This is a genomic window from Proteus vulgaris (assembly GCF_016239305.1).
In the GTDB taxonomy this organism is placed as follows: Bacteria; Pseudomonadota; Gammaproteobacteria; order Enterobacterales; family Enterobacteriaceae; genus Proteus; species Proteus vulgaris_C.
In genome coordinates this window covers 1-20,780 of the sequence record NZ_JAEHOQ010000002.1, presented here as the reverse complement: position 1 = coordinate 20,780, position 20,780 = coordinate 1, and the positions used below count along the sequence as shown (strand labels likewise).

General features: G+C 36.7%; 16 protein-coding genes. 4 read left to right on the top strand and 12 right to left on the bottom strand.

What is annotated here, in order from left to right:
- The 10 genes from JEP40_RS01625 to JEP40_RS01580 all read right to left on the bottom strand — a co-directional run bounded on the left by JEP40_RS01625 (nucleotide 1) and on the right by JEP40_RS01580 (nucleotide 12,133).
- Nucleotides 1-1,518 (bottom strand): carbohydrate porin, encoded by a 1,518-nt coding sequence (locus JEP40_RS01625; RefSeq protein WP_198622154.1) that lies wholly within the window; start codon nucleotides 1,516-1,518, stop codon nucleotides 1-3.
- A gap of 660 nt (nucleotides 1,519-2,178) precedes the next feature.
- Nucleotides 2,179-2,334, bottom strand: a complete 156-nt coding sequence (locus tag JEP40_RS01620; protein WP_198622153.1) for a hypothetical protein — start codon at nucleotides 2,332-2,334, stop codon at nucleotides 2,179-2,181.
- Nucleotides 2,327-3,223 carry a PadR family transcriptional regulator gene (locus tag JEP40_RS01615; RefSeq protein WP_198622152.1) on the bottom strand — a complete coding sequence of 299 codons (897 nt, stop codon included), beginning with the start codon at nucleotides 3,221-3,223 and terminating at the stop codon, nucleotides 2,327-2,329. The genes JEP40_RS01620 and JEP40_RS01615 overlap by 8 nt, the downstream gene beginning before the upstream one ends.
- Before the next feature lie 393 nt (nucleotides 3,224-3,616).
- Entirely contained in the window at nucleotides 3,617-3,802 is a 186-nt protein-coding gene (locus tag JEP40_RS01610; RefSeq protein WP_198622151.1) for a hypothetical protein, read from the bottom strand.
- Between the two features lie 48 nt (nucleotides 3,803-3,850).
- Nucleotides 3,851-5,686: a pyridoxal-dependent decarboxylase gene (locus tag JEP40_RS01605; protein WP_198622150.1), complete on the bottom strand. Its 1,836-nt coding sequence runs from the start codon at nucleotides 5,684-5,686 to the stop codon at nucleotides 3,851-3,853.
- Nucleotides 5,687-6,192: 506 nt separating this feature from the next.
- The gene (locus JEP40_RS01600; protein WP_198622149.1) at nucleotides 6,193-7,221 is read right to left on the bottom strand and encodes an NAD(P)H-quinone oxidoreductase; all 1,029 of its coding nucleotides are present in this window, start codon (nucleotides 7,219-7,221) and stop codon (nucleotides 6,193-6,195) included.
- Nucleotides 7,222-7,348: 127 nt separating this feature from the next.
- Complete coding sequence (locus JEP40_RS01595) at nucleotides 7,349-8,233, bottom strand: 4Fe-4S binding protein (protein ID WP_198622148.1); 885 nt, start codon at nucleotides 8,231-8,233, stop codon at nucleotides 7,349-7,351.
- 14 nt (nucleotides 8,234-8,247) lie between these two features.
- Complete coding sequence (locus JEP40_RS01590) at nucleotides 8,248-9,120, bottom strand: dimethyl sulfoxide reductase anchor subunit family protein (protein WP_198622147.1); 873 nt, start codon at nucleotides 9,118-9,120, stop codon at nucleotides 8,248-8,250.
- On the bottom strand, nucleotides 9,117-9,746 hold the full coding sequence (locus JEP40_RS01585; RefSeq protein ID WP_198622146.1) for a DMSO/selenate family reductase complex B subunit: 630 nt from the start codon (nucleotides 9,744-9,746) through the stop codon (nucleotides 9,117-9,119). Before JEP40_RS01585 ends, JEP40_RS01590 begins: the two co-directional genes overlap by 4 nt.
- Nucleotides 9,743-12,133 carry a DMSO/selenate family reductase complex A subunit gene (locus JEP40_RS01580; RefSeq protein WP_198622145.1) on the bottom strand — a complete coding sequence of 797 codons (2,391 nt, stop codon included), beginning with the start codon at nucleotides 12,131-12,133 and terminating at the stop codon, nucleotides 9,743-9,745. The genes JEP40_RS01585 and JEP40_RS01580 overlap by 4 nt, the downstream gene beginning before the upstream one ends.
- 571 nt (nucleotides 12,134-12,704) lie before the next feature.
- On the opposite strand from JEP40_RS01580, the gene JEP40_RS01575 reads away from it, so the two are divergent.
- Nucleotides 12,705-13,463 (top strand): FNR family transcription factor, encoded by a 759-nt coding sequence (locus JEP40_RS01575; protein ID WP_072068170.1) that lies wholly within the window; start codon nucleotides 12,705-12,707, stop codon nucleotides 13,461-13,463.
- Between the two features lie 141 nt (nucleotides 13,464-13,604).
- On the top strand, nucleotides 13,605-14,555 hold the full coding sequence (uspE, locus tag JEP40_RS01570; RefSeq protein WP_198622144.1) for a universal stress protein UspE: 951 nt from the start codon (nucleotides 13,605-13,607) through the stop codon (nucleotides 14,553-14,555).
- Between the two features lie 80 nt (nucleotides 14,556-14,635).
- Here uspE and pntB read toward each other — a convergent pair whose 3' ends face one another.
- Together pntB and pntA are read right to left on the bottom strand one after the other, a co-directional pair.
- Entirely contained in the window at nucleotides 14,636-16,024 is a 1,389-nt protein-coding gene (gene pntB, locus JEP40_RS01565; protein WP_072068172.1) for a Re/Si-specific NAD(P)(+) transhydrogenase subunit beta, read from the bottom strand.
- Nucleotides 16,025-16,035: 11 nt separating this feature from the next.
- A complete protein-coding gene (gene pntA / locus JEP40_RS01560; protein WP_198622143.1) occupies nucleotides 16,036-17,565 on the bottom strand; it encodes a Re/Si-specific NAD(P)(+) transhydrogenase subunit alpha in 1,530 nt (509 codons plus the stop codon).
- Between the two features lie 386 nt (nucleotides 17,566-17,951).
- Here pntA and ydgH point away from each other — a divergent pair, with 386 nt between their 5' ends.
- Together ydgH and JEP40_RS01550 are read left to right on the top strand one after the other, a co-directional pair.
- Nucleotides 17,952-18,905 carry a DUF1471 family protein YdgH gene (gene ydgH, locus JEP40_RS01555; protein ID WP_198622142.1) on the top strand — a complete coding sequence of 318 codons (954 nt, stop codon included), beginning with the start codon at nucleotides 17,952-17,954 and terminating at the stop codon, nucleotides 18,903-18,905.
- A gap of 265 nt (nucleotides 18,906-19,170) precedes the next feature.
- A complete protein-coding gene (locus tag JEP40_RS01550) occupies nucleotides 19,171-20,565 on the top strand; it encodes a basic amino acid/polyamine antiporter (protein WP_198622141.1) in 1,395 nt (464 codons plus the stop codon).
- The last annotated feature ends 215 nt before the right edge of the window (nucleotides 20,566-20,780 follow it).

Here is a 20,780-nt window from a genome sequence, read left to right as displayed (position 1 = left end):
TTAAAATAGATACTTAAAGCGAATACGAGCTCCGTAACGATCTTTATCGCTACTATGTACATTTATCTCATCTTTGCCATCTATCCGCGAATAGTAAGCACCTAGATAGGTTTTAAAATTATCCATATCTAAGATATTAGGCAACTCATAAGAAGCAAATACTGTATTGATATTGTACTTGCCAGGATTAAGCGTTAAATAGGTTTCATTTTGCTCATTATTTCCACTTGTTTGATAATAAGCTTTAATATCATTATGTGCATAGATATAACCTAATTGGAATTTACGCCACAACACATTACTACCAATTGAAAAATCATTTTCGTCTTTAGCATCAAGATAAGCAGCACTTAAATTTGCAACAATGCCATTAATAGGATCATCAGTTAAAGTATCCCATTTTAACGTTAGACCATAACCAGTACGACGTGATTGATCTTGGAATTTCCCATTTTCATCTTCGTAACCATAAGCTTTACTTATTACGTTTGCGTCTATTGCACCTGCAATTGTTAAGTTATCTTTCTGCCATGCAACAACCGGTCGCATATAAATAACATTTTTACGATTATCAAGTTTACGCCCATGATACTCGCCATCTTTAAAAACAGAAGTTCCGTCTTCAATTAACGCATTTAACTCAAAATACCAGTCGTTATAATGTGTGTTAACCATCATGCTACCACCATCACTACTACGGCCTCGCCCTTCTTTCATCATATAAATATAACCAAAGCCATCACCATATAAATCATTTGCAGTATTACCTGAATACTCGACGAAAGTATCTTGATTTAAAGGGAACATATCATAAGCTTCATAACGGCCAATTTTATATTCCCATTTATTATGTTGACCAAAGTAAAAGGCAGCATCGTCTAAATTCATTTTACCTGTCATGTCTGCCATAGGCTGAACACGAAAACCAGCATAATTACCGTTTTTTAATTCTCGCTCACCATCGATTCCGATTAAAATACGCCCGTTAAGTGACCACTTTTCATTATCATCAAAGTCTTTTTGCTTACCGGACATCATTCTCATTGATGTTAATTGACCTTTTTTACTTGCCGCATCAATATTATATTCAACATCGCCATACAATTTGAGATCGCCCCAATTTGTATTAGTAGAGAAAAAACCTGTACCTTCTTTATTGTTTGTATTAGCAAGCTGAACTGACTGTTTTTGTTGAAGTTCATTTAGCTGAGCCTGAGCGATATTGGCTTTGGCTTGAGCCTCATTTGATTGCTTTTCTAATATAGTAATGCGTTGCTCCATATTAATTGAAGTAACGTTATTTGTAGGTTTTCCTTTAGATTCATTATTTGAATTCATGAGTTGTTCAAGACGAGCAGCTTTTTGCTCTGCCACAGCTGCTCTTGCTTCAGCCGCATTCGCACGTTGTTCTAATGCATTTAATCTTGCTTCAATAGCTCTTATGTCAGTTTGTGCATTAGCACATAACGGTGTAGCGAATATCAAACTTATCACTACAGATAACGCTTTCACTTTCATTCGAATATTCCTAAGTTAGCAAATGTTGATTCAACAGGTACAGCAAATACATAACAATCAACTTAGTTGATCGATTATTCTATTTGATGAGCGTATTGTTATTTTTATGCGGCGATACTTTTATAAATATCAACCGCTTATTCGCATCGTTATTTCTATTCTTAACAATAAATAAACCACTATCTATGTTACCTTTCTCTTATTTATGCGCATTAAACGCACGTATTATCAAGTAAGGTATACGTTTGAAATAATGCACTTATTCTCGTTTAAGTGCTTACGAACGTTTATTATTTTAATTTGGTATTTTATTGTTATTACAAGCATATCTCTGGTTTAGGTTTTCTATTTTTATAATGGCTTACTAACCTAAATAAAATAATCGCTAATGTGGAACATTTCCACAATCATTTGTGATTTTTTTGATATCAGTACAATAACTGAAGAAAAACGCCATAAATAGCCATCAAAAAATGATGACTTACAAAAAATAAAGGTAGTGATAGCTAAGATAGTAATTAGGAAGTAAAACGAATTTTATAAGGAAATTATTGGGTTCTGTTATTTAAAAACCATTTTGTAAAGCAGTCGATGGGAAGGAACAACCGATAGAAGAAAAACTGACAGAGGTCATATCATGATAACCTCCGTCCATCATTATCATATTCTGCCAGGTTTACGTAATGCTCTACGAAAGTAGGAAACTGGCATTTTAGGGCAAATCTGTTCTTTTACCGCTGGATTATTTTCCAAATCCTCTTTTGCTATTTCATTATGTCTTCTTGTATTTTGTGGTTGAGTATCTGTTTTATTCATCTTCTCTTTCCTCTGAGATCAATGCCTCATTAATAGCTTCAATTTTCTCAACTGCTTCATTAAGAATAGAAGCAATACGTTCCGCTTTTTCCACAGAGAGCTCTTTTAATACCAGTTTATGGCGTAATACAGCCTTTAATTTTCCAACAGCAGATTCAATCTCTTCTGAAACCCCTCCCGCGTTTTGAGACAAGTCTCTCGCATAAGCAAGTTTTCTTTGAATATTGACATCTATTTCCTGATGTTCAGCTAAAAATGCAGAGCCTTCTGGTGTAATACTGTAATTTTTACGACCTTTTTCAGCAATGCTGGCAACCAGTAGATCTTGTTCTTCAAGTAATGTTAGTGTTGGATAAATAACACCGGGGCTAGGTACATATAATCCTGAAGAGGCTTCATCTATTTCACGAATAATTTCATAACCATGACTCGGTTTTTTCGCAATCATACTGAGCAATAGAACTCGTAAATCACCATGATCAAACATACGTTTTAATTGGCGACCTTTACCTCGTCCACCGCATCCACGACCGCGTTGTTTACCTTGTCTTTCAGAATTATGTTCCCCATGACAACATTCACCACGACCGTCATGTCTGTGACCATGTTCGCCATGACGGCATTCACCGTGGCCTTCATGTCCATGACCATGTTCGCCATGACGGCATTCACCGTGGCCTTCATGTCCATGAGCATGCTCACCATGACGGCATTCACCGTGGCCTTCATGTCCATGAGCATGTTCGCCATGACAGCATTCGCTGTGATTTCCATGGTGTCGACCTTGTTTACCTTTACCTCCACAACCTCCTTTTCCGTGACCATGACTACCATGTTCACCGTTTTCGGCGCGCTGTTGATAAAGTGAATGTAATGCTCGAATCATCATAAATATTCCCTCATTGTTTTAGATATATCGAATTTATACAATGCAATATAAACCGATATATCTAAATGATCAAGCTTTAGATATATCTAAATATATTTTATCTTTAACAACATGATTTATTTATGATTAATTCGTATAAAACGAGATAGTATTATGAATGATTCTCATTCTCTAACTTGCTTTTATGTGCTATCAATGAAAATAAAAGAAGAAAAAATCAAAATAGATATAAAAATGAATTCTAAGTAAGTCGTTATCGCTCTATTTTGGTTAGTACCACAGTGAGGTATTAGGATGTGTCGTCTTAATTTTTAGTTTTATTAGTCTACTTTCCTTACTATCAGACTAATGTTCACTTTTATTCAGCCACTCATCATGTTGTTCTTGATCTTCTTATCCCTTATTACAGGCTAAAATGCCATAACCCAAAAACTGATCATAGGGAAAAGTAAAGACAAATTGATGGCTACAAGCAGTAAAGAGAAAATAATAAGTGACGATGTCACTTTCTTTATAAAGAGGACAATTAAATGCAGACAGTGAACCACCAAAAAACGAAGATAATGAGATATCACTCATTTCTTCATTTTTTAGGATATTTTTAATGATAAAAAGTTGTTGTTATAACTATCTATCTAACGCAGATAAAACGACCTTCTTAATATATTGGTACCCTGCCTCAATTTGTTGTTTATCACCTATCTGCGTACTTTTTATGGTAAGTTGTAACAGACTTAAATGCTTGATTGTTTCCCACTCATTTTTATCAAGATCACACTCATGACAAAACTGTGTGGGTGCATCATCACTATTACGAGCACAAAGTGTAAGTAAACTTAAGTCTTGCCTATAGTGACTTTTTACAACTAAGTTTTCATATATTTCTTTATTCAACTTATTTTGTGTTTCTAAACACGTATTCCCTCTTTTCACAATTGCAAAATTTAATTTATTAAAATCGGATGCTGATAAAACTCGAATAAAATAGTGCTCCCCTTCTTTTTCAAAGGCTTGAGCTTGATTAAAAAATTGTTCAAGTTTGACTCGTGTTTCCCATTGAATTTGGGCATATTTTCCATATCCCGATAAAGTAAAGGGATAGAGTTGATGCACACTCCACATCGAAGCCACTGCAGGTGCTGATTGAATACCATCAATTTCGGGAACACCATCAGCTTGCTCTGGGCATAATCTTGGTGGATTAGTGAGAAAACGGCTCATGCGTGCATCTTTAATACATACGACTCCCGTGGGATAAGGTGAAAAACCAGCTTGAAAAGGCTCAAAAGAGACAGAGTCAGCGAGAGAAAGTTGTGTGACGCTCTCATATATTTCTGGCGTTAGTTCAAGTAGAGGTGCTTCTTTTTTTAATTTTTTGCACAACGTCTTATAAGGAATAAGTTCGTAATTATCATCAAGAAACAAGCTTTTCATATAGCCAAATTGAGAAGCATCAATATGAATATAAAAAGAGTTTTTGTATTTTTCCTCACACTCTTTTCTTAATTCAAAAAGTGGTTTTAACTTATCAATACTGCCATAAGATGGGGAGCCTAACATACCAATAATACCCAAAATAGGTTCACCCTGTTCAATAAGGCGTAAAACAATACTACGCATTTTTTCAGTATCTGTTTTAAATGATCTATCAATGGGCAATGCAATAAGGTTGTCATATCCTAATCCCAATATGTCCATTGCTTTTTTCCAAAATTCAAAACGTGAAATAGGGACAAGTAATTTTCCTAAATGCATTGTTTTTGTCATGCCTGTTCCCCGGCATGTCAAATAACTAACATCATCAAAAATCTCACGTTTATGGAGTTGTTCACCCATAGCTAGAATATCTGAGATAGACATATTGAATAACTCAAATGCTTTTTTATCTGCAACCAAATCTCTTGATTTAGGATGACGGGCAATAGCCATTGGTAATGTTTTTAAATTTCTAAGTGCCCATAATATTTCATAGCACGCAAGGGTATGGCTTGTTGTGATATGACCAAATACATCTTTTGATGAAAAACCAATTAATTTGCAGAGATCATCTATAATTTTCTTTTCTTGTTGTTTTTGTAAGGGTGAGTGGTGATTAAAAACATTGTCTGAATTGTAAGCCAATGCAGAAAGATAGCCGAATTTAGCCAACTGCATCACCTGTGAATGATGATGAGAAAAATAAGGCTCAATATCTGATTGAGTAAAATTACTTTGCTGTTTTAGCGTCTCTAAAATATTGTCATAAGCATTATCTACTGCTTTTTTTTCAATTGTACAATTTTTTATTTTAGTCTCTAAATTATCACTATTATTTCTTTTTGCTTTATTTGCATTAGGAAAAGAATACTCACTATTCATTAATATTTTTGCCATCTCTCGATGATAACATGCTAGGGTATCAACGGTTCGGGTATGGTATACACGCTCTGTAGCACTCAGACAGGTTTGTTTATGATTTGCCATCATCGCACCTATATATAAATTTTTGTTATTTGTTTTAATGAGAATTGTGTTTATTAATCGTAAATAATTAATCTCTATTCAAATGATATACTACATGATGAGTAAGAATCTTCTTTATTTTATTGATATCAGTTAAGATTTTTTCAATTCAATCTAAAGTTTTCTCTATTTAATGATAAATGATTTAGTTTTATTTGTTAGTTTCTTTATTTTATTATTAATTTTGATTTAAGTTACTTTTCTGCCAATGTGATATTATTTTTACTAAGGTTAATACTTAAATCTACCTTAATTAGAATAAATGAATATTTCTATCGCCTAACATCCATTAAAAGGGATAGATATTAAATTTCATGCGCCACCAAAAATATATTTATTTAATTGTTATTCATTTTTACTTCAATATATAAAAAACACATGTTCAATTGAACATGTGTTTTTCGGAATATTCGCTTTTTTAAACAAAAAAAATCATCATTTCTTATAACAAATAAGATTTAATACTCTTAGTTACTATCATTTAAGTTATAAGTCGTACTTTCTAGCATAACTTTACCAATTAAATCACCAGACTCCATTAACTGATGAGCTTTTCCCGCTTCTGTTAATGGAAAAATGGCATTAATTATTGGCTTAATTTTACCTTCAGCAATCAATGGCCACACATGTTGTTTTAATTCTTGTGCAATGTGTGCTTTTTCTTCTACTGAACGAGAGCGCATCGTTGAACCAGTATGAATTAATCGTTTAATCATCATGGGCATCATATTTAAATTTTTAGGCATCCCTTTCATCATGCCCACTTGAATTATGCGTCCAAATTTGCTCGCAACTTGATAGTTCTTCTCGACATAATCGCCACCGATAATATCAAATACAACATCTACCCCTTTGCCGTGAGTTAGCATCGGAATTTCTTTAGCAAAATCGGTCTGTTTGTAATTAATGACATAGTCTGCACCAATTTTGTAAGCTACTTCCATTTTTTCTTCTGAGCCAACGGTTGTATAAATGGTCGCTCCTATAGCATGAGCGATCATAATCGCTGTAGAACCGATCCCAGATGTTCCACCATGTATAAGGACTGATTCGCCCTGCTTTAGCTTGCCTAGCTGGAATAAATTGGCCCAGACGGTAAAGAAATTTTCAGGTAATGCCGCAGCTTCAATATCCGTTAAATTCATGGATGGTAATACGATATCTTCATGCGCAATACAATATTGAGCGTAACCACCACCCGCAACTAAAGCGCATACCCGCTCACCCAATTGCCATTTAGTACAGTTTTCACCTAAAGCCACTACTTCTCCAGCGACTTCAAGGCCCGGAATAGGTGAAGCATCTGCTGGTGGCGGATAGCTTCCTTGCCTTTGAAAAATATCAGGTCGATTAACACCTGAGGCTGCAACTTTAATTAAAAGATAATGAGGAGGAAGTGAAGGAATGGGTGATATTTTAGCTTGTAATTTGTCTATATCACCAGGTTCTGTAATAGCAATCTCTAACATGTTTGCAGGTAAAACAGTATTCATCATATGCTCCCATTTAATTTGTCCACTCTCAGATTTTAACGCTAATTAAGCTGTTTCTGTCACTTATCTTATTTATTTCAAGAAAAGTGTTCGCCTATTGAGCAATAAATCAAGTGTATTTAAAGGAAGATTATAACCAACCTTGCTTCTGATGTTGTATGCAAATCGGACACAATGTTGCGTCAGCTTTCCATGATAAAAAAGCTAACCGACATTTTTCACAGTGTGCATCATAATAATGATAAAAAATGGGTTCGTTATTTTTAGCAACATGTTCTTTAACATGAATAGATTTAGGAAAACAAACGACTTCACAATTCATACAACCAGTGCAACGTTTTTCATCTAGTGTGAATATATTGTTTTCGAGTTCAATCGCACCTTCATCGCAGACTTTGGCGCATGCGGAACAAAGAATACACCTTTCGTTATCTAACTGAATCTGGAACCAACTATCTTCTGGATATAGTTGTTTTCTTGCATTTAATCCTGTTCTTACTTGGTTTTTATTTAATGGTTTTTCATCGAGTTTTTGACGAAAAAGCATAAAACGACGTCCACTATCAATATCAGTAGGTTCCGTGATCATTAATTGCCAAATAGGCTCTTGTAATGTTTTTAGTTGCAGATTTAAATTCGCTAAAACAGGAAGCCATTTATCCACTAAAGGTTGTGCTATTTTCATTCCTCTAATGTGATATTGACGATGCCACACTAATAACTCTTCTGTGCTTGCTAGTGGTTCATCATAATTAACAACAAGATAATTATCCTGATATGTTCTTTCATGAGGTGCAATGTTTTCTATTGCATCTACAGGGCAAGTAAATAGGCAATTACCACATTGAAAACAGCGTTCATTATCTATTTTTACATCTAAGTGACCAAAAGTGATAGCGCCCACAGGGCAAACTTTAGAGCAGCTATCACATAGGCTTTGTTTGAGGCGTTTTCTAACACATTTATCATTAATAATTGGTTCAGGAGGAAGATCCACCTTAATAAAACGCCTCATACATCACTACTCCACTACTTTACAATAAAGAATGCAAAACGATTGAGAATTTCTGCAATCAGTATTATTGCGCTACTTGCTAATACCATACGCAATCCTGAAGTAAATACAGCATTACGATATTTCCATACGCTGTATCCCATCATTAAAATGCCAAGAATTGACAAAATCCATGCAGATATTCTTAATCCGAATGTTTCATTATACGCAATGATAGGCGTATGAGGGAATGTTATTGCATCATTTGTTGAAATGACTGATGACATCCATTCTAAATAAAAGGGTTGCTCTGCCATTCGTAATGTCATTGCAAGAAAAATAACGACTAATGCACTGATTACAATTTTTTTTGCTAGTTCACTATTTACAAAGGCTTTAACACGAACTGCTGTTATTAATAGTGCTATAGTTGCCCCTGTTGAAAATAGTGCGCCTATAAACATAAAATAAGTATTAATGTGCATCCATGTCAGCATCGAAGTGTTGTAATACAATGATGCCATACAAATTATATCAATGATGCCAAGTAAACCAATAATCGCTAATAAGGTTTTGTTCATTTTCCCTTTAATCAAAACCACTAAGGTATAAAGGCATAATGCACCAAGATAAACGGCGGCAAATATGATTTCACGACTCAACCATGATGAAGAAATATGGCGCAATGCATGAAAAGCATTCCATGGATATCCCATATGTAGCGTTGATGCTAATAATCCTAAACATCCTAAAATAGCGGCAGTTAATAACACGGGTCGCATAGCAACCGTGGCTCTTTGATTACCAATTTCTTTTTCCAGCCAACAAAAATAAAGAGCTGAGAAAAGAGTCACGCCAACAGAACTCTGGACGAATAAAGTAAAGGTCACTAATGGCCATTCATTCATGCTTGAACTCCTCCCTTTTTCGTCGCACCAGTATGGGGCTTGATAACTAAATTTGGATTTGTCATCGTAAAGTCAGGTAATCCTTGGACTTGGCTTAAATGTCCATATTTTGCTCTTAACTCTTTAATCTTGCCGAATTTAATCGCATTTAGTGGGCATGTATCAACACAAATTGGATTTTTACCTTCTGATAGTAAATCGATACAAAAATCACATTTTGACATTTGCCCGGTCTCTTCATTCATTTGTGGTGCACCATAAGGACATGACCACGCGCAATAACCACAACCTACACATTTAGATGTATCAACACGAACAATGCCATCACCTTCACGTTTGTGCATTGCTGTTGTAGGGCAGTTTTTCACACAAACGGGTGATTCGCAGTGGTTACAAGAAATAGTTAATGTATATGCAAACACATTATTAACTAGGCCACCTTGTCCTGTTGGTGCAAAACCGCCCCCTTTTACTTCATAAATACGGCGAAAACGGCGACCAACGTCTAAATTGTTTTTATCTTTACATGCTACTTGGCAAGCTTTGCAACCAGAACAACGAGAGGAATCAATAAAGAAACCGAGCTGTTCATCGCTCACCGGTGCATATTCTTTAAAGTCACTCATGCTTTGGCTACCTCAACTAAAACAGTTAAATGTGAATTACCATGTGATAATGGTGTCATTCGTGTCGATGTTAAAACGTTAGGACATCCACCATGATCAACCCCGTTTTCATCGGGAGCCCACCAAGCGCCAGCTTGTAAACCAACAACACCAGGAATAATACGTTGTGTTACTAATACTGGAATTTCAGTGATCCCGCGATCGTTATAAATACGCACCATATCACCATTTTTGATGCCTCTATTTTCAGCATCAATTGGATTTATCCACGCCTCTTGACGTTGTGCTTCTTGTAACCAAGGATTGGCATACTGTGTTGAGTTAGCTCGGTTTTTTCCTTTCCAAGTCAACATTTGCAATGGATATTTTTCTGCTAATTTGTCTTCAGGACCTTCAATTGCAGGTACATAATGAGACAAAGCCGGAATATCAGGATCATTCATGTCATAAAGACGTTTAGAAAAAATCTCAATTTTACCTGAAGGTGTCGGGAATGGATTATTTTCAAAGTCATTAATGTTTTTTTCAAATGCAACAAAAGGAGCATCTTTAAAAAGATAACGGCGTGTTTTTTGTAACTGTTCAAAATTAGGGAAATCAGGTCTATCTTTAAAACGTGCTTTGTTGATATCAACAAGGTGGGCAATCCACTCTTTCTCACTACGACCTTCAGTGAAAGCTTCTTTTACACCCATTTTTTCAGCAACTTCTGTAATCCATTCATAATCAGAACGGCGCTCAAAAGCGGGCTCAATAACTTTTTCAGAAAGTAGGAAATAATTACCTGTTCCCCATGTATTTCCGATGTTCCAACGCTCCAAGAAACTGGTTTCAGGTAACACTAAATCAGCATATTTTGCAGAAGGTGATAAATAGAGATCACTGACAACAATAAATTCTACTTTTGAATCATCTGCTAATAACTTCGCTGCCGCATTCACATCGGGATTTTGGTTAACTAAATAATTACCCGCTAATGAGAAGATCATCTTAATATTAGTATCAAGCTTATCTGCATCAAGAAGCCCATCTTCAGCACGAACTTTACTTGCATCTTCAACAGCCTGCATCCAATTCATAATAGAGATTTTGGCTTTTACTGGGTTTTCGCCAATATTAGGTCCACGCATAGATTGACGGTTACCAATACCACCATATCCAGCGGCCCATGCCCCCTTTTTACCAACGTTTCCTGTAATAGCAGCGAGTAATGACGAGCCTCTGGCACTACGCTCACCACAAATATGACGTTGAGGCCCCCAACCTTGAATTAATGCGGCTGGTTTCGTCATGGCATATTCGCGTGCAAGTTGACGGATGGTATTGGCGGGGACTTTTGTGATGTTCTCCGCCCATTCAGGTGTTTTTTCTATGCCATCTTTTTTACCAGTTAAATAAGCAACCAATGATTCATTAGCGGGAACACCTTCTGGCATATGTTCTTCATCAAAACCGATAACATATTTATCAATAAATGGTTTGTCATGAAGATTTTCGGTGACAATGACATACATCATTGCATCCATTAAAGCATTATCTGTCGTTGGTAAAAGCGGTATCCATTGATCAGCGAGAGATTGGGCGGTATCAGAATAACGAGGATCGACCACAATAAATTTAGTACCATTGTTTTTCATCTTTTGAAAATAATGGTTAGTATGCCCAAAAATAGTTTCATTAGGATTATGACCCCATAAAATCACTAATGGTGTATTTTCAAGGGTATCGAGAGAGCTACCTGTTTTTGCAATACCATATGTATAAGGCGTTACCTTTAAGGTGTTACCCAAACTGACTGAATGGTAATAAGGAAGATACCCTCCCGTTAAGTTAAAGAGTTTCTTCATCATAGTATCACCAGAGAAGATCCCCCCTGTTACTGCTGTGCTCACTGTTAAAAAACGACTTGCTGCACCATGTTTTTCCGTTAAACGTGTCACATTTTCTGCAATGAGCGTTGTTGCCTCATCCCATGAAATGCGTTCAAATTTACCTTCACCACGTTTACCAACCCTTTTCATTGGGTATTTCAATCTATCAGCATGATAAGAAAATTTGCGATAACCTCGTCCGCGCACACATGCCCTCATAATAGGCATGGCTTCATCTAATTCATTATCCGGTCTAGTGGTAATACGAGTAACAATACCTTCTTTTATATGTGCTCGAATATCACACTTACCACCACAGTCAAAAGTACTGCATGTAGCAACAACAGTGGCGGGCTCTGCATCATTTCGTGCGATAGGTAAGCTTTTATCTGTATTAGCTTGTGCATTTCGTGCGAAAAAAGGCACAGTAACTAATGCCGCACTTGCTTGAACAAAATGGCGACGACTTAAAGACATCACTCCTTTGTTTTTTTCACTTTTTTCTATTTTTTTCATTAGTTTATCATTCTCACATAACAACTCTCATCAGTGAAAATAATAGGGTATAGGGGTAAACCCTCATTGATGTATATCAACACCACTTAATAGGTAATAGAATGTTTCGATTTTTCATAATTCTTTGCAATTTCCCCATTTTTTATAAGGAAAAGCTAATTCAAGGTAGCATTAAGTTGTATCAAAAATACATCTAGTTAACTTTACTTATTTTTTGTTAAGAAAATAAAGAGTTATGTATAAAAAACACGAGTTTAAGATAAAGCCGTAAATTAAATGTCAATATAAAGATAGAAAATATTGAAGCACACCTTCATTTTTGGCTTTTGGCGAGGATAATTTAGTAATAGCACTATAATTTCATTAGAAAATCGAATAATATACCAATTGAGTATAGGGTTAGCGCAAATTGTTCTAAATAAGCTTTTAAACGAAACATTGTTTTTATCAAGATACATGTTTTGTTACATTCAGAATTATTTCTACACGTATCGTTATTCCCCTTACCAATTACTGCAATATGTGTTAAAATTGACGCATATCAATATTTTTATTTGTAATGAGCAAGCTTATGATCCCAGAAAAACGCGTCGTTCGCCGAATCCAATCTGGCGGTTGTGCAATCCATTGTCAGGATTGCAGTATTAGCCAGCTCTGCATCCCGTTTACTTTAAACGAGCATGAGCTTGATCAACTCGATAATATTATCGAGCGTAAAAAGCCCATCCAAAAAGGTCAAACCTTGTTTAAAGCAGGTGATGAGCTGAAATCACTTTATGCCATACGTTCCGGTACAATTAAAAGTTATACCATTACGGAAGAAGGCGACGAGCAAATAACAGGATTTCATCTTGCTGGTGATTTGGTTGGATTTGACGCCATTATTAATACTGAACACCCTAGTTTCGCACAAGCCTTAGAAACATCAATGGTTTGCGAAATTCCATTTGAAACTTTGGATGATCTGTCAGGCAAAATGCCTAATTTACGTCAACAAATGATGCGCCTGATGAGTGGTGAAATCAAAGGTGACCAAGAGATGATCTTACTGCTATCGAAAAAGAATGCAGAAGAACGTTTGGCCGCTTTTATTTATAACCTCTCTCGTCGTTTCGCTCAGCGTGGCTTTTCTCCTCGTGAATTCCGTTTAACCATGACACGCGGTGATATCGGTAATTACTTGGGGTTAACCGTTGAAACGATTAGCCGTTTATTAGGTCGCTTCCAAAAAAGTGGTATGTTAAGCGTTAAAGGCAAATACATTACCATTGAAGATGGTACGCTATTAAGTGAATTAGCAGGCAAACTTCCTTCGTCAGCTGAAGTTTAATCTGTTACATTTCACTCGCTAATTTTATAACGGGGCACACAAATTTGTGTCCCGTTTTCTATTTTGTACTATTGCATTTTATCTTCTTGGGTTATCTTTAAATTGTAGATGGATAAATCCAGCCCTAAAGAGGATATTACAATGGAAAAATATCAAAACCTTCTCGTTGTCATTGATCCTAACCAAGATGACCAACCAGCACTTCGCCGTGCTGTCTATATCGTTCAGCGTAATGGTGGGCGGATAAAAGCTTTTCTACCTGTTTATGATCTCTCCTATGACATGACAACCCTTTTATCTCCCGATGAACGCAACGCAATGCGTAAAGGTGTTATTAGTCAAAAAGCAGCTTGGATCAAACAGCAGTCTCGCTATTACCTTGAAGCCGGCATAGAAATTGACATTAAAGTCATTTGGCATAATCGCCCTTATGAAGCCATTATTGAAGAAGTTGTAGCTCATCAACATGACTTACTCATAAAAATGGCTCATCAACATGATAAATTAGGTTCACTTATTTTTACTCCTCTAGATTGGCAATTACTTAGAAAATGTCCTTGCCCTGTTTGGATGGTTAAAGATAAAGCGTGGCCTGAATACGGTACTATTGTCGTAGCAGCAAATTTATCAAATGAAGAATCTTACCATGATGCTCTTAATCTAAAACTTATCGAATTAACAACTGATTTATCTCATCGCATACAGAAAAATCCTGATGTTCATCTACTCAGTGCTTATCCTGTCGCACCAATTAATATTGCGATTGAGTTACCTGATTTTGATCCTAATCTTTATAACAATGCACTTCGTGGTCAGCATCTTATTGCGATGAAAGAACTTCGTCAGAAATTCTGCATCCCAGAAGAAAAAACACATGTTAAAGAAGGATTACCAGAACAAGTTATTCCTCAAGTTTGTGAAGAGTTAAATGCGGGTATTGTTGTTTTAGGTATTTTAGGAAGAACGGGACTTTCAGCGGCCTTCTTAGGAAATACTGCAGAACAACTGATAGATCATATCAAATGTGATTTATTGGCCATCAAACCCGACGGTTTTACCTGCCCTATTACAGTTGATAGCGATCACGATTAAACTTATTAGTGTGTATACCAATAAAAAGCCAGTCAGAAATTTGAATTGACTGGCTTTTTACTATTCACTATCTGTATCTATTACAGCGCTTTTAAAATTGCATCTACGCTAGCTTTAGCATCGCCAAATAACATTTGCGTATTCTCTTTAAAGAACAGAGGATTTTGAACCCCTGCATAACCTGTATTCATTGAGCGTTTAAACACAATGACGTTTTGTGCTTTCCATACTTCTAATACTGGCATACCTGCAATTGGGCTATTTGGATCATCTTGTGCTGCTGGGTTTACCGTATCATTAGCACCAATAACTAAAACAGTATCAGTATCAGAGAAATCATCATTAATTTCATCCATTTCTAATACAACGTCATAAGGCACTTTAGCTTCCGCTAACAATACATTCATATGGCCCGGTAAACGCCCTGCTACTGGGTGAATACCAAAACGCACTTTCACACCACGTTGACGCAATTTCTCAGTGATATCATGCACTGGGTATTGTGCTTGAGCAACCGCCAATCCATAACCTGGAGTGATAATGACAGAAGTTGAATTTTTCAGCATATCAGCGACTTCTTCAGCCGTTGTTTCGCGATACTCCCCCATTTCACCTTCTTCAGTTGGAGCTGAGCCATCAGTACCAAATCCACCTGCTATTACGCTAATAAAAGAACGATTCATCGCTTTACACATAATATAAGAAAGGATAGCACCTGAAGAACCCACTAATGCACCCGTTACAATTAAAAGGTCATTGCTCAACATAAAGCCAGCTGCTGCTGCTGCCCATCCTGAGTAGGAGTTCAGCATCGAAACAACAACTGGCATATCAGCACCACCTATCGATGCAACTAAATGCCAACCAAATGCTAATGCAATTACAGTCATTACGATGATTAAGAAAACTTGTAAGCCAACACTGTCTGTTTTAACAAACCAAACCATCAATAAGAAAGAAACAACTAAAGCTGCTAGGTTTAATTTATGGCGATTAGGCAACATCATCGGCTTCGACGACATTTTTCCACTTAATTTACCATAAGCAACAATTGAACCTGTAAATGTAACAGCACCAATAAAGATCCCTAAAAAGACTTCTGTTAGATGAATATTCACCATTACAGGATCCATTGCCGTGTTGTGGTCAAGATAACTGTTAAAACCTACTAAAACAGCCGCTAAACCTACAAAACTGTGTAAGATTGCGACTAATTCTGGCATTTGAGTCATTTCGACTTTTTTAGCTAGACGAATACCAATAACAGCACCGATTACCATTGCAATAATGATCCAACCTACATTGCCAGCATAAGGCCCGAAAATAGTTGCGAATAGTGCAATCGCCATCCCTGCAATACCAAAGTAGTTACCTTGTTTAGAGGTTTCATGCTTTGATAAGCCGGCAAGGCTAAAAATAAATAATATCGCGGCGACAATATATGCCGCTGTAACAACTCCGCTGGACATAATTGTCTCCCTTATCCTTTACGGAACATTTTCAACATACGTTGAGTAACAGTAAATCCACCAAAAATATTAATACTCGCAATTAAAATTGCGACAAACGAAAAGAGGCTAACCCAACCACCGCTCCCAATTTGAAGTACTGCACCGACAACAATAATGCCTGAAATTGCGTTTGTAACTGACATCAATGGTGTATGTAATGAATGACTAACATTCCAAACAACGTAATACCCCACCACACAAGAAAGCGCGAATACCGTAAAGTGAGATAAAAACTCTTTTGGTGCAACATTGGCAAGCCATGCAAATAGTAAGAAAGCAATAGCTAATAAACCGTATTTCTTCCAAGGTGAAACGGGTTTAGCAACAGGTTTCTCTTGTGGTTTCGCAGCCGGTGCAGCTTTAGGCTGTGCTGAAACTTGAATTGGTGGTGCTGGCCATGTTACTTCACCAGCACGAATAACGGTAACACCTCGAATAACAACATCATCAAAATCAATGTTGATATTGCCGTCTTTCTCTTTACAGAGTAATTTCAGTAAATTGACTAAGTTAGTACCGTAAAGCTGAGACGATTGTGCCGGCAAACGAGCCGCAAGATCAGTATAACCAATAATTTTCACACCATGCTCTGTCGTAAAGACTTCATTAGGCACAGTATATTCGCAGTTCCCCCCATTTTGGGCAGCAAGATCGACAACCACACTCCCTGGTTTCATTGAATCAACCATTTCTTTCGTAATTAAACGAGGTGCCGGCTTTCCTGGGATTAATGCGGTTGTAATGATGATATCAACATCTTTTGCTTGTTCTGCAAATAACGCCATTTCAGCATCAATAAAGGCTTTTGACATTACCTTCGCGTAACCATCACCACTGCCAGCTTCTTCTTTAAAATCAAGCTCAAGGAACTCAGCTCCCATACTTTGAACTTGTTCTTTAACTTCAGGGCGAGTATCAAATGCACGAACAATTGCGCCAAGGCTTCCTGCTGCACCAATCGCAGCAAGACCTGCAACACCCGCACCAATAACCATCACTTTAGCTGGTGGTACTTTACCAGCAGCAGTAATTTGCCCCGTGAAGAATCGACCAAATTCATGAGCGGCTTCAACAACAGCACGATAACCAGCAATGTTTGCCATCGAGCTTAATGCGTCAAGAGATTGTGCACGAGAAATACGTGGCACACTATCCATTGCCATAACGTTAATGTTCTTTTCAGCTAGTTTTTCGAGCAATGCCGCATTTTGTGCCGGCCATATAAAGCTCACTAACGTTGCGCCTTCTTGTAATAGTGCTATTTCATTATCAAGCGGTGCATTTACCTTCAAAATAATGTCTGATTGCCAAACATTTTGGAGGTCGAGGATCTCAGCACCAGCTTCTTGATAAGCTTTATCTTCAAAGCTAGAAGTAATACCAGCACCGTTTTCAATTGCGACTGTAAATCCTAATTTTATGAGTTGAGTTACTGTGGCAGGTGTTGCCGCAACCCTTGTTTCATTAGAAAGTCGCTCTTTGGGTATACCAATTCGCATAATTTTCCCTTCTTATCCATAGAGATCTGTTAAAACTTCTCCGTTAACTTCACATTCATGCAAAAAAAATGTTAAAAATAATAATATGCATGCTATTAATCGGAGCTCTAATAACCTACTGAAAATAAAACCAATAATCTATATCTGTGTAAAGCTAAAATTGAACTTAATTGGATCATTTCAGTCGAAAAGGCATATTTATGAATTATTCACTGTATTCAGGTAAATATCTGGTAACATATACTGGTCATTTGACTCTGTGGTGATTCGCTAAATAAAATAATGCGACAAATGCTATTATTACATGTAATAATTAATCTCTATGTGATAAACCACTACGTTCAGCACATGACCAATATTAATTGCGCAAGGCGGAAGGATTTTGTATGAAGCTGAAAACCTCAGTCATCGCAGCAGCGATGTTGTCTTTAACTAATATCACTGTTGCGCAGGCTGCTCAGGAATTAACACCCGAACAAGCTGCAGAACTAAAACCATTTGAAAGAATTACAGTTATCGGTCGTTTTAACGCTATTTATGAAGCCGCTGATGCGGTATCTCGTCGTGCGGATAAAGTCGGTGCTGATAGTTTCTATATTCAAGGTCTCGATGATATTAGTGATAGCGGCAACATGAGTGTTACTGCAGATCTATACCATAAAGATGCACCCAAAGCAGAAGCAGAAAGCTATCGTGTTTTTCATGGCGTAACTGAATTACCAAAACCTGAAGCAATTCTGTTACAACCATTTGATACTGTTTCTATCCGTGGTTATTTCCCAACAACCCCTGATATTAACGATGCAATTGCAAAAGCGGCTGCTAAAAAAGGTGCTGCATCATTCTTTATTGTACGTAATATATCGACGAATGATGGTGGTAACCAAGAAGTTACAGCTTATATCTACAAAAAAGATGCACCTAAACGTGCTATTCAAGCACCAGAAGCAGTTGTTCCTTATGATTCTGATGCAGGTCGCGCACTTATTGCAGAAGGTGGAGCCGCTGCCAATAAAGTTGAGAAACCAGGTCTTGCATCAAACACTGATTTTGATAGAAGCGTAGGCACATTTGCTGATACACAAACTTCAGGTGCAAGTGGTCGTTACACGGTCACATTACCTGATGGTACTGAAATCCAAGAAGTCAACAAAGCTGCCGCTGCGTTAATGGATCCTTTTGATACCATTACATTTAGCGGATACTTTGTAAACTCACCAGAGATTTCTTATCAGGTTGCTAAACGTGCGGCCGCAAAAGGTGCTAAGTATTACCATATTACAAATGAATGGCAAAGTGATGGTGGTACAGTCACTATTACTGCTGACCTATTCAAGTAATAAAACTTCCTAATTAATAAAAACCTTGCTTATGCGAGGTTTTTTTTTACTCAAAATATAATCAAACAAACCATATCTTATGAAAGTGCATAATTTTTATGATTTAATGCATAGACAACCAAGTCAACTCTCCGTAAAATCTCGCTGTTTTTTAGTGTTTTTATCTTTATTTAAATTTGAGATATTCATATTTATTCTATTTACTGACCAAAAAACAAGAAAATACGCTATTTATTTACAATTTTAATCACGTAGGTAATTATCCTTGAATAAGAAACTTGGCTTAATATCACTCACCGCGTTAGTGTTAAGCTCAATGGTTGGTGCAGGTGTATTCAGTTTGCCTCAAAATATGGCTGAAGTTGCTAGCCCTGCTGCACTGATTATTGGCTGGGTGATAACAGGTGTTGGGATCCTCTTTCTTGCCACGTCTTTATTGCTTCTCTCTCGCCTTCGACCTGATCTTGATGGTGGTATTTTTACTTATGCTAAAGAAGGATTTGGTGAGTTTATTGGTTTTTGCTCTGCATGGGGTTATTGGGTCTGCGCTGTTGTCGCTAACGTTTCCTATCTTGTTATTGTTTTTGCTGCCTTCAGTTTTTTTACAGACTCTCCTGAAAATATCATTTTTGGTGATGGTAATACTTGGCAGGCCTTAATTGGAGAGTCCATATTACTTTGGGTTGTTCATTTTCTTATCTTGCGTGGTGTACAAACAGCCGCCAGTATTAATTTAATGGCAACAATGGCAAAACTTATTCCGTTAGGATTATTTGTTATTGTCGCCCTATTAGCTTTCAATATGGATATATTTACCCTTGATTTTCAAGGAATAAATATGGGTATCCCTGTTTGGGACCAAGTTAAAAATACAATGCTGATTACGCTATGGGTATTTATTGGTATTGAAGGTGCCGTTGTCGTTTCAGCTAGAGCTAAAAATCGACGAGATGTTGGGTTAGCAACCGTACTTGCGGTTGTTATTGCTCTGATTATTTATATTCTTGTGACGCTTTTATCGCAAGGTTTAGTCAGCCAAGCTGAATTAGCAACAATGAAAAACCCGTCAATGGCTCCTCTTCTTGTACAGCTGATTGGTAGCATGGGTGAAATAATTATTGCAGCAGGTCTTATTTTATCTGTTTGTGGTGCATATTTAAGCTGGACAATTATGGCTGCAGAAGTTCCCTATATCGCAGCATTGCATCATTCATTCCCTAAACAGCTCGGTAAACAAAATAAAAATGATGCACCCTCATCTTCATTATGGTTTACCAACTTGGCTGTTCAATTCTCTTTAGTATTAATTTGGCTAACAGGAAGTAACTACAATACATTGCTGACTATCGCCTCAGAGATGATCCTTGTTCCTTACTTCTTAGTGGGTGCATTTCTATTTAAAGTTGCCATTGCACGTAGTAGCCGTGCTCTATTACTGATAGCCATACCTGCAAGTATATATGGTTTATGGTTACTTTATGCGTCTGGTGTTATTAATTTATTGTTATCTGTTGTGCTTTATGCACCTGGTATCTTAATGTTTTTATATACACGTAAACAATATAAAGACAATAAACCCTTACTTTTGGGTGAAAAGATCCTATTAGTACTGGTGTTATTTGGTGCTATGCCTGCATTAGGTTACTTAGCTTTTTACTAAAATCACGCTTAGAGGTGCTATAAAAATCGTACCTCTTTTCTTTTTCTTTAGCTTTTCTTCTCATGCTTGTCTCTATTAAAAATCTTATTTTGTTAAGCCACTAATTTTCCCCTGCTAAGCTGTTATTTTTTACACAGATAGTTAGGTGCTTATAATTTAATAAATATATTGTATGTTGTAACTAATAAAGAGATAACTATAAATTAGCAAGAGCA

Coding starts and splice junctions, on each gene's coding strand:
- JEP40_RS01625 (WP_198622154.1), bottom strand. CDS start 1,518: ATGAAAGTGAAAGCGTTATCTGTAGTGATAAGTTTGATATTCGCTACA.
- JEP40_RS01620 (WP_198622153.1), bottom strand. CDS start 2,334: ATGAATAAAACAGATACTCAACCACAAAATACAAGAAGACATAATGAA.
- JEP40_RS01615 (WP_198622152.1), bottom strand. CDS start 3,223: ATGATGATTCGAGCATTACATTCACTTTATCAACAGCGCGCCGAAAAC.
- JEP40_RS01610 (WP_198622151.1), bottom strand. CDS start 3,802: ATGAGTGATATCTCATTATCTTCGTTTTTTGGTGGTTCACTGTCTGCA.
- JEP40_RS01605 (WP_198622150.1), bottom strand. CDS start 5,686: ATGGCAAATCATAAACAAACCTGTCTGAGTGCTACAGAGCGTGTATAC.
- JEP40_RS01600 (WP_198622149.1), bottom strand. CDS start 7,221: ATGATGAATACTGTTTTACCTGCAAACATGTTAGAGATTGCTATTACA.
- JEP40_RS01595 (WP_198622148.1), bottom strand. CDS start 8,233: ATGAGGCGTTTTATTAAGGTGGATCTTCCTCCTGAACCAATTATTAAT.
- JEP40_RS01590 (WP_198622147.1), bottom strand. CDS start 9,120: ATGAATGAATGGCCATTAGTGACCTTTACTTTATTCGTCCAGAGTTCT.
- JEP40_RS01585 (WP_198622146.1), bottom strand. CDS start 9,746: ATGAGTGACTTTAAAGAATATGCACCGGTGAGCGATGAACAGCTCGGT.
- JEP40_RS01580 (WP_198622145.1), bottom strand. CDS start 12,133: ATGAAAAAAATAGAAAAAAGTGAAAAAAACAAAGGAGTGATGTCTTTA.
- JEP40_RS01575 (WP_072068170.1), top strand. CDS start 12,705: ATGATCCCAGAAAAACGCGTCGTTCGCCGAATCCAATCTGGCGGTTGT.
- uspE (WP_198622144.1), top strand. CDS start 13,605: ATGGAAAAATATCAAAACCTTCTCGTTGTCATTGATCCTAACCAAGAT.
- pntB (WP_072068172.1), bottom strand. CDS start 16,024: ATGTCCAGCGGAGTTGTTACAGCGGCATATATTGTCGCCGCGATATTA.
- pntA (WP_198622143.1), bottom strand. CDS start 17,565: ATGCGAATTGGTATACCCAAAGAGCGACTTTCTAATGAAACAAGGGTT.
- ydgH (WP_198622142.1), top strand. CDS start 17,952: ATGAAGCTGAAAACCTCAGTCATCGCAGCAGCGATGTTGTCTTTAACT.